Below are 6,099 nucleotides of genomic sequence, written 5' to 3'. Positions count from 1 at the left end.
GAAACCTCCTGAGCAATCAGGAGGTTTTTTGTTTACGCACATTGCGTAATGATGACGATTTCCCGTTTTCGGAAGTCGTGTTTAAATACTAATAAATGCAACCTTTTGAACAAAACGATGAGCGGCCGCTAAGTTGCGTGTTATTAATTTATTCAAAATGTTGACCCGGATGACATCGTATTCGCCGCACAAAAAAAGCAATACACCGCTGTCGGTTTTACCGGCTGAAATATCTACCGCAGGAAATTTCGCGTTTACCTTTATTTTTTTTTCGTGCGATACAGCTGTTTTACATTTGTCTTGTTAATAAATAAAGACCATGCTTAAAGAGTTCATTTTTAAAGAAACCAATATCCTGAAACTTGTTGCCGTTTTCGGATTTGGACAAAGGAAGAGAAAACCGTCTTTTCAAAAATAGCTGTGAGATTTTAGACTTTTTTATATTTGGAAAGGAAACATTCAACGCCAAAAACGATGACTCCAGTCCAACGAAAACATCCTTCCCCGGATGTTTTTTGTTTTTATGACAATTATGGGCGTTTTTGTTATAAATTCCCAAAGCGTAACTTTTAAGAACTTATGTTCGTATTATTGTATAATAGCAGTGTTTATTTTGCGTTATCGTTAACAGCAGCCTGCAGTATTTGCGTTATTATAAATTTGCCCCTTAATCTTTAAAAGCAACGCCAATGTTTAAAGAATTTATCTTCAAGGAAACGAACGTCGGGAAGTTCCTGATGTTTCTCGGACTTATCAAGACAGGTATTTAATTTCGGTGAATACCTGTTTTTTATTTGTCTCCGCGCAAGTGGAAGCGACTTGCTGCCCCTGTATCATCCCAGTTCAACGAGGGGAAATACATTTCACTACTGAAAAAAATCAGTTTGTTAAAGCGTGACTTTCGTAATTGCGCAGGACTCATTAGTCCAGGCGTTTACCCGCTCAGCCGTTGTTAAATCTCATACAATTTCGGCATTTGACATACCATATCCGTTTTCTGTCCGTTTGGTTTTCATAAGCAACCTAAAAAAATATTTATGAAAAAAGTAATGTATTCTATGGTCACTGCCGCGATGATGATGGGGACCATCTCCTGCAGTTCCGATGACGACAACAACACGACGTCAACTTCAGAAATCGCCAACACTGTCACTTCAGGCGCATGGCGTGTAACGTACTTTATGGACGGAGACGTAGATGAAACAAGTCATTTTGAAAATTATAATTTTACGTTTGGTCCGAACAATGTCCTGACAGCTTCAAATGGTGCAAATACGTACACCGGCATCTGGAATGTAAGCACCGAGGATGCGACGGATGACAATCCCCACCTCGAGGATATCGACTTTGATATCATTTTCAACGCCCCGGATAATTTCACTGATCTTACCGAGGACTGGGAAATCCTTGAGCGCACTTCAACAAAACTCCGCATGAAACACGTAAGCGGGGGCAACGGGGGTGTGGATTACCTCACATTTGAAAAGAATTCTTAAAATAAAAGCCGGTGTAATAACCGGCTTTTATATTGAAGTCCCGAATCCAGGGCCTTCTTAAATCAGCACTAATTTATATTTCGTCCGTTGTATTCGTATCAGGCGCGTCATCTGCTGAGATCGAGTTCGCCTGATCCTCGTCAAGATCGATATTGTCTCTTAGGATGTAGTCATCCTGACTGAAAGCATCGGAGTTGCGGCTGTTGTGATGGTGCGCGCGGAATTTATCCGATCGCTGTTCCTCGTTGTCGTACTCAAGGTAATCCGCATTGCTGGTGTGCGGTTTCTCCTCTGTATAACTTACGCCGGGTTGCTCCATGGCAAGATATTTGTCGGGCGAAGTGTACTTAAAATCATCACCCTCTTCATTTTCCTTTTGATGCGGCTGTAGGGTTTCCTTACCCCGCTTTCTATCATCGTGCTTGTTGGTTTCCATTTTAAAACAGTATTAAGTTGTTAATGTTGTTGCTGGCCAACAGCGTCTTGTTGGTAATCAGCAGGTTCCGGATGTATACCTTGGCTTTCGCGAGCCGTATTTGTTGCTGCAACGGTGCTGCCTGCGCATCGTCCGTGGCATATTTCAGTACGGGATATTTTTTCTTCATCGTTTCGGGTTTAAATATTGATTTTCCCTTCAATGCCTCCGTCATCCGAGTTGGCGTCTTTCAATCCGGCGGCGGCTGTAGCCCATTTTAAAAGCGCAATGAGTTTGCCGTCTTTAGTGTCCCAATAATAAGCGTCCGAAGGCGCTACTTTGATCACGGTGACTTTCGGATCATCCTTTCCTTCTTCAAACCACGCTTTGGCGATAGGAGTCCAAACCTCGTCGATGTGAGCGCGGTCGCGGTAAATCGTCGCTGTCCCGAAAACCGACAGGTACTCATTGTCTGATGATTTCGCAAAAAACAGCTGTACGCGGTCGTCCTCGAGTATTTCAAAATTTTTGTTGCTCTCCGAAGAGCTCATGAACCAAAGGTTTCCGCTGTCATCTACCTCGAGGACGCTCATTGGTCTTGAATTAATAGGCAACTGCGTGAGTTCGGTACAGAAATGGCAGATTTTAATATCCTCTGCAAGTTGTTTCAGTTTTTTGATGGCTTCCTGGTCGTTCAGGTCTTTGTAATTTCCCATGGTGTATTATTTTAGGTTGATAATATGTTGTCAGATTTTATTCAGTATGGATTTCAGATCAATCGCGTCGTCGAAGAAATGCGCCCACAAATCGCCCTTCTGCTGCAGCCGTTCGGGTATGGTTTTGATGTTAAAAGCCTTCAGGTCCAGTGCGTCGTTGACTTCCTCCCAATCGAGCGGCGTACTTACACCGGCACCTTCTCTCGGACGCAGTGAGTAAATGCTTGCCATCGTTTTTCCGCGTCCGTTTTGAAGAAAATCCAGATATACCTTTCCCTGGCGCTTAGCGGGCAGGCGCTCGAGACTGGTAATTTCCGGCAGATCACGGTGGACCATCTGGCTTACCAGATGCGAGAACTGCCTGGTCTGCTCGTAGGTGTATTTCGGAAGGACCGGAATGAATACGTGCAGCCCGTTGCCGCCTGATGTTTTTATGTACGCCGGTACTTTCAATAAATCCAGCGTTTCTTTCACCTTGTGCGCCGTCCTGATGATGCTTTTCATGGGTGCGCCTTTAGGATCGAGATCGAAAATGATGTAATCCGGATTGTTCAAAGAGCCTACACGGCTGCTCCACGGGTTGAGTTCGATGCAGCCCCAATTGGCCATAAAAAGCAACGTTTCTTCGTCATTGCAAATCAGCCACTCTACGCTCTCCTCAGCACTGTCCGATTTTATTTTTCGGGTTTTAACCCATTTCGGGACTTTTCCGGCTACGTCTTTTTGAAAAAAACCTTCACTCTTAATGCCGTCCGGGGTACGGCGCAGTGATTGCGGCCGGTCTTTCAGATAAGGCAGGATATATTCGGATACCGACCTATAATAGTCGATCACATCGCCTTTGGTGATTTTTTCCTTAGGCCAGAAAATCTTATCGAGATTGCTGAATTCTACGCGGCTTTTGCCTGATGCTGCCGAAGACTTCGCGGTGACCGGCGACCCTTTCTGCGTGGCTTTTTCGGTGACAACTAATGGCTGCTCCATCTTAATCTCTTTCGGATCCTTATCAGCGCGCAGGCCCAGGAAAACCGGATGCCGCATGTTGCCCGTATCGGTAAATTCGGAGAATTTGAGTTGGGCGATCAGTTTCGGACTTACCCAATGCGCATTTTTTTCTTTAGGAACGGTCGAGAATGGCGCGCTTTTACGGCTTATGCGATCTAGCTTTCTCCGAAGGTCTTCAAGAATTGGTTCGGTAAAACCGCTGCCCACTTTTCCGGCATATACCAAATCATTGCCGTCGTAATACCCGCAAAGAAGCGCCCCGATGCCCTTCCTGCCGCCCTGCGGATCGGTGAACCCACCGATGACCATTTCCTGCTGTTTGTTGGTCTTGACCTTAAGCCAGTCACGGGAGCGTTTATCGGTCTGGTAGGTCGAATCCGACTTTTTGGCGATAATCCCTTCGCCGCCTTCGTTCGCCGCCTTTTCAAAGGCCTTCGTTCCCAAGGTCGTGGTGTGCTCAGAATAAATGATATTTTTTGCTTTGGGCAATATCGCCTTCAGGATTTTCTTGCGTAATAAAAGTCCGAGATTTCGCAAATCATATCCCTGGAAATAAAGCACGTCAAACGCATAGAACTTCAGCGTTCCTTTCTCCGGATAATCGCCATATTGCTGCAACCACTGGAAGTTGCTCTTTCCCTTGGTATCCTCGACGACGATTTCACCGTCCAATATCATATCCTGCGGTGTGCCGTCAAGCGTCCTGGCAATTTCCGGGTATTTTGAGTTAAATTTCAATCCGTTTCTCGATACCAGCGTGGCCTTTTTGTTGTGAATCTGCACGAGCGCGCGGTAGCCGTCATATTTGTGCTCGAAAATCCAGTCTTCGTTGTCAAATGCCGCGTCGGTTAGCGTGGCAAGTTGGGGCCGCCATTCGTCAGGGAAGCTCTTGATCTTTACCGCTTCGGCGAGGTCATCCGCTGAAAATGCGCCGTCCGCTTGCGCCGAGTGGTCCATTTTTTCTTCTTCCTTACGCTCTGATTTCTTAACAGGGACAATTTTTTTTGTGGCCGATTTTTGAGTGCGCTCCCAAACATGATGACCTTTCGCTATGGCGTCAAAATCCCTTTTTGTGAGAATGGACAGTTCATTGAAGGGCTTGCCATCTGCAAAACGATCATTGCCTTTCATCAGCAGCCATTGCTTTCCGTCAGCGCCGATGGAGAAGAGGTGGTAAGACCCTTTGAGCTTGCTGCCGTTAAGAACCACTTTAACGGATTTTTGCTTTAACTGTTTTTTCATCGTCAGGTTGTCCTTCGAAATGTCATCGTTTCCTTCCGCATGGTAAGTTCCGATGTCCCAGACCATCACCGTCCCACCACCATATTCACCTTCGGGGATAGTGCCTTCAAAGTCGATATAATCCATTGGATGGTCCTCGACATGCATCGCAAGCCGTTTCACTTCATGGTCAGACGACGGACCTTTCGGGACCGCCCAGCTCACCAGTACACCATCAATCTCGAGCCTGAAATCATAATGCAGGTGTGAAGCGGCGTGTTTCTGCACGACAAACCGCAGGGCACCATCAGAATCTTTCTTGATTCCTTTCGGCTCTTTGGTTTTAGTGAAATCCCGTTTCTGGTTGTACTTTTCGAGTGCCATAACAATTAATTTTTCATCGCTTCAAGGCTCGCTTTGAGCTGTGACAGCAAATCGTCGGTCTCGGTTTTTTTCGCTTTGGTTTCAGCCGGCACTTTTTTTGCGGACTTTTTTCCTTTGGGGGCGGCGAGCTTTTTCTTGATCATCTTCAGCAGTTCGTCCTTATAAGTATCCTTATATTTCTCGGGCTCAAACTTATCGGTCATCTGGTCGATAATCGTCATCGCCATATCAAGCTCTTTTTTCTGGATGGTAATGTTTCCGGGAATTTTTGCTTCTGAAGGGTCGCGTAAATCCTGATCAAAACGTATTTGTATCAGCAAGATGGCATCGGCTTCAACTTTTAAGATACCGAGGTGTTCAGCACTTCGGATGATGAATTTGGCCAAACCCACTTTTCCGGATTTTTTCAGTGCGGCACGCAACAACGCATAGGTTTTGGTGGCTTGCTTTTCGGGTTCAATAATGTAAGGCTTTTCGAGGTATTGTGACGGGATTTCGTCCTCTAAAACGAATTCAAATATGTCAATGGTCTGGGTCTTTTCGGGCATCGCTTTTGCAAAATCGGCCTTTTCAATTACCACATAATCTCCATCATCACGTCGGTATCCTTTCTCAATCTGGTCCCATGGAACTTCCTGTCCGTCTTTTTTGCAGACACGCACATACTCAATGGCGCAATGGTCTTTTTTCCGGATCATATCCAGGTCGATACGGTGCGTCACCGAACCGCTGTATAACCGAACCGGAATATTGACCAGGCCGAAGCTGATGCCCCCTTTCCATAAAGCCTTCATAAGCATGAATTTTTAGCATGTCTTACAAAGTTTGGAATTCTGGCAATGGGAGTGCTTACGGAATTTTA

Annotated in this window: 6 protein-coding genes; 1 reads left to right on the top strand and 5 read right to left on the bottom strand. The window is 45.6% G+C overall.

What is annotated here, in order from left to right:
* Positions 1–1,037 precede the first annotated feature (1,037 nt).
* Entirely contained in the window at positions 1,038–1,496 is a 459-nt protein-coding gene (locus HYN48_RS01090; protein WP_108369381.1) for a hypothetical protein, read from the top strand.
* Between the two features lie 73 nt (positions 1,497–1,569).
* Here the strand turns inward: HYN48_RS01090 and HYN48_RS01085 are convergent, their stop codons facing one another.
* From HYN48_RS01085 to ku, 5 genes are read right to left on the bottom strand one after another with little or no spacing between them, the layout of a single operon-like run.
* Positions 1,570–1,932 (bottom strand): hypothetical protein, encoded by a 363-nt coding sequence (locus tag HYN48_RS01085; RefSeq protein ID WP_108369380.1) that lies wholly within the window; start codon positions 1,930–1,932, stop codon positions 1,570–1,572.
* A 1-nt stretch (position 1,933) separates the two neighbouring features.
* A complete protein-coding gene (locus HYN48_RS15245; protein ID WP_181248499.1) occupies positions 1,934–2,101 on the bottom strand; it encodes a hypothetical protein in 168 nt (55 codons plus the stop codon).
* Between the two features lie 10 nt (positions 2,102–2,111).
* Positions 2,112–2,627 (bottom strand): pyridoxamine 5'-phosphate oxidase family protein, encoded by a 516-nt coding sequence (locus tag HYN48_RS01080; protein WP_108369379.1) that lies wholly within the window; start codon positions 2,625–2,627, stop codon positions 2,112–2,114.
* Positions 2,628–2,657: 30 nt separating this feature from the next.
* Positions 2,658–5,237 carry a DNA ligase D gene (gene ligD, locus HYN48_RS01075; protein WP_108369378.1) on the bottom strand — a complete coding sequence of 860 codons (2,580 nt, stop codon included), beginning with the start codon at positions 5,235–5,237 and terminating at the stop codon, positions 2,658–2,660.
* A gap of 5 nt (positions 5,238–5,242) precedes the next feature.
* Positions 5,243–6,031, bottom strand: coding sequence for a non-homologous end joining protein Ku (gene ku / locus HYN48_RS01070; protein WP_108373247.1), 789 nt, complete (start codon positions 6,029–6,031; stop codon positions 5,243–5,245).
* Between the last annotated feature and the right edge of the window lie 68 nt (positions 6,032–6,099).

This window comes from Flavobacterium magnum (assembly GCF_003055625.1).
GTDB classification, from domain to species: Bacteria; Bacteroidota; Bacteroidia; order Flavobacteriales; family Flavobacteriaceae; genus Flavobacterium; species Flavobacterium magnum.
The sequence above is the reverse complement of the archived record's forward strand: the minus strand, read 5'-3'. Positions and strand labels throughout refer to the sequence as shown.

Coding starts and splice junctions, on each gene's coding strand:
- ligD (WP_108369378.1), bottom strand. CDS start 5,237: ATGGCACTCGAAAAGTACAACCAGAAACGGGATTTCACTAAAACCAAA.
- ku (WP_108373247.1), bottom strand. CDS start 6,031: ATGAAGGCTTTATGGAAAGGGGGCATCAGCTTCGGCCTGGTCAATATT.
- HYN48_RS01085 (WP_108369380.1), bottom strand. CDS start 1,932: ATGGAAACCAACAAGCACGATGATAGAAAGCGGGGTAAGGAAACCCTA.
- HYN48_RS01080 (WP_108369379.1), bottom strand. CDS start 2,627: ATGGGAAATTACAAAGACCTGAACGACCAGGAAGCCATCAAAAAACTG.
- HYN48_RS01090 (WP_108369381.1), top strand. CDS start 1,038: ATGAAAAAAGTAATGTATTCTATGGTCACTGCCGCGATGATGATGGGG.
- HYN48_RS15245 (WP_181248499.1), bottom strand. CDS start 2,101: ATGAAGAAAAAATATCCCGTACTGAAATATGCCACGGACGATGCGCAG.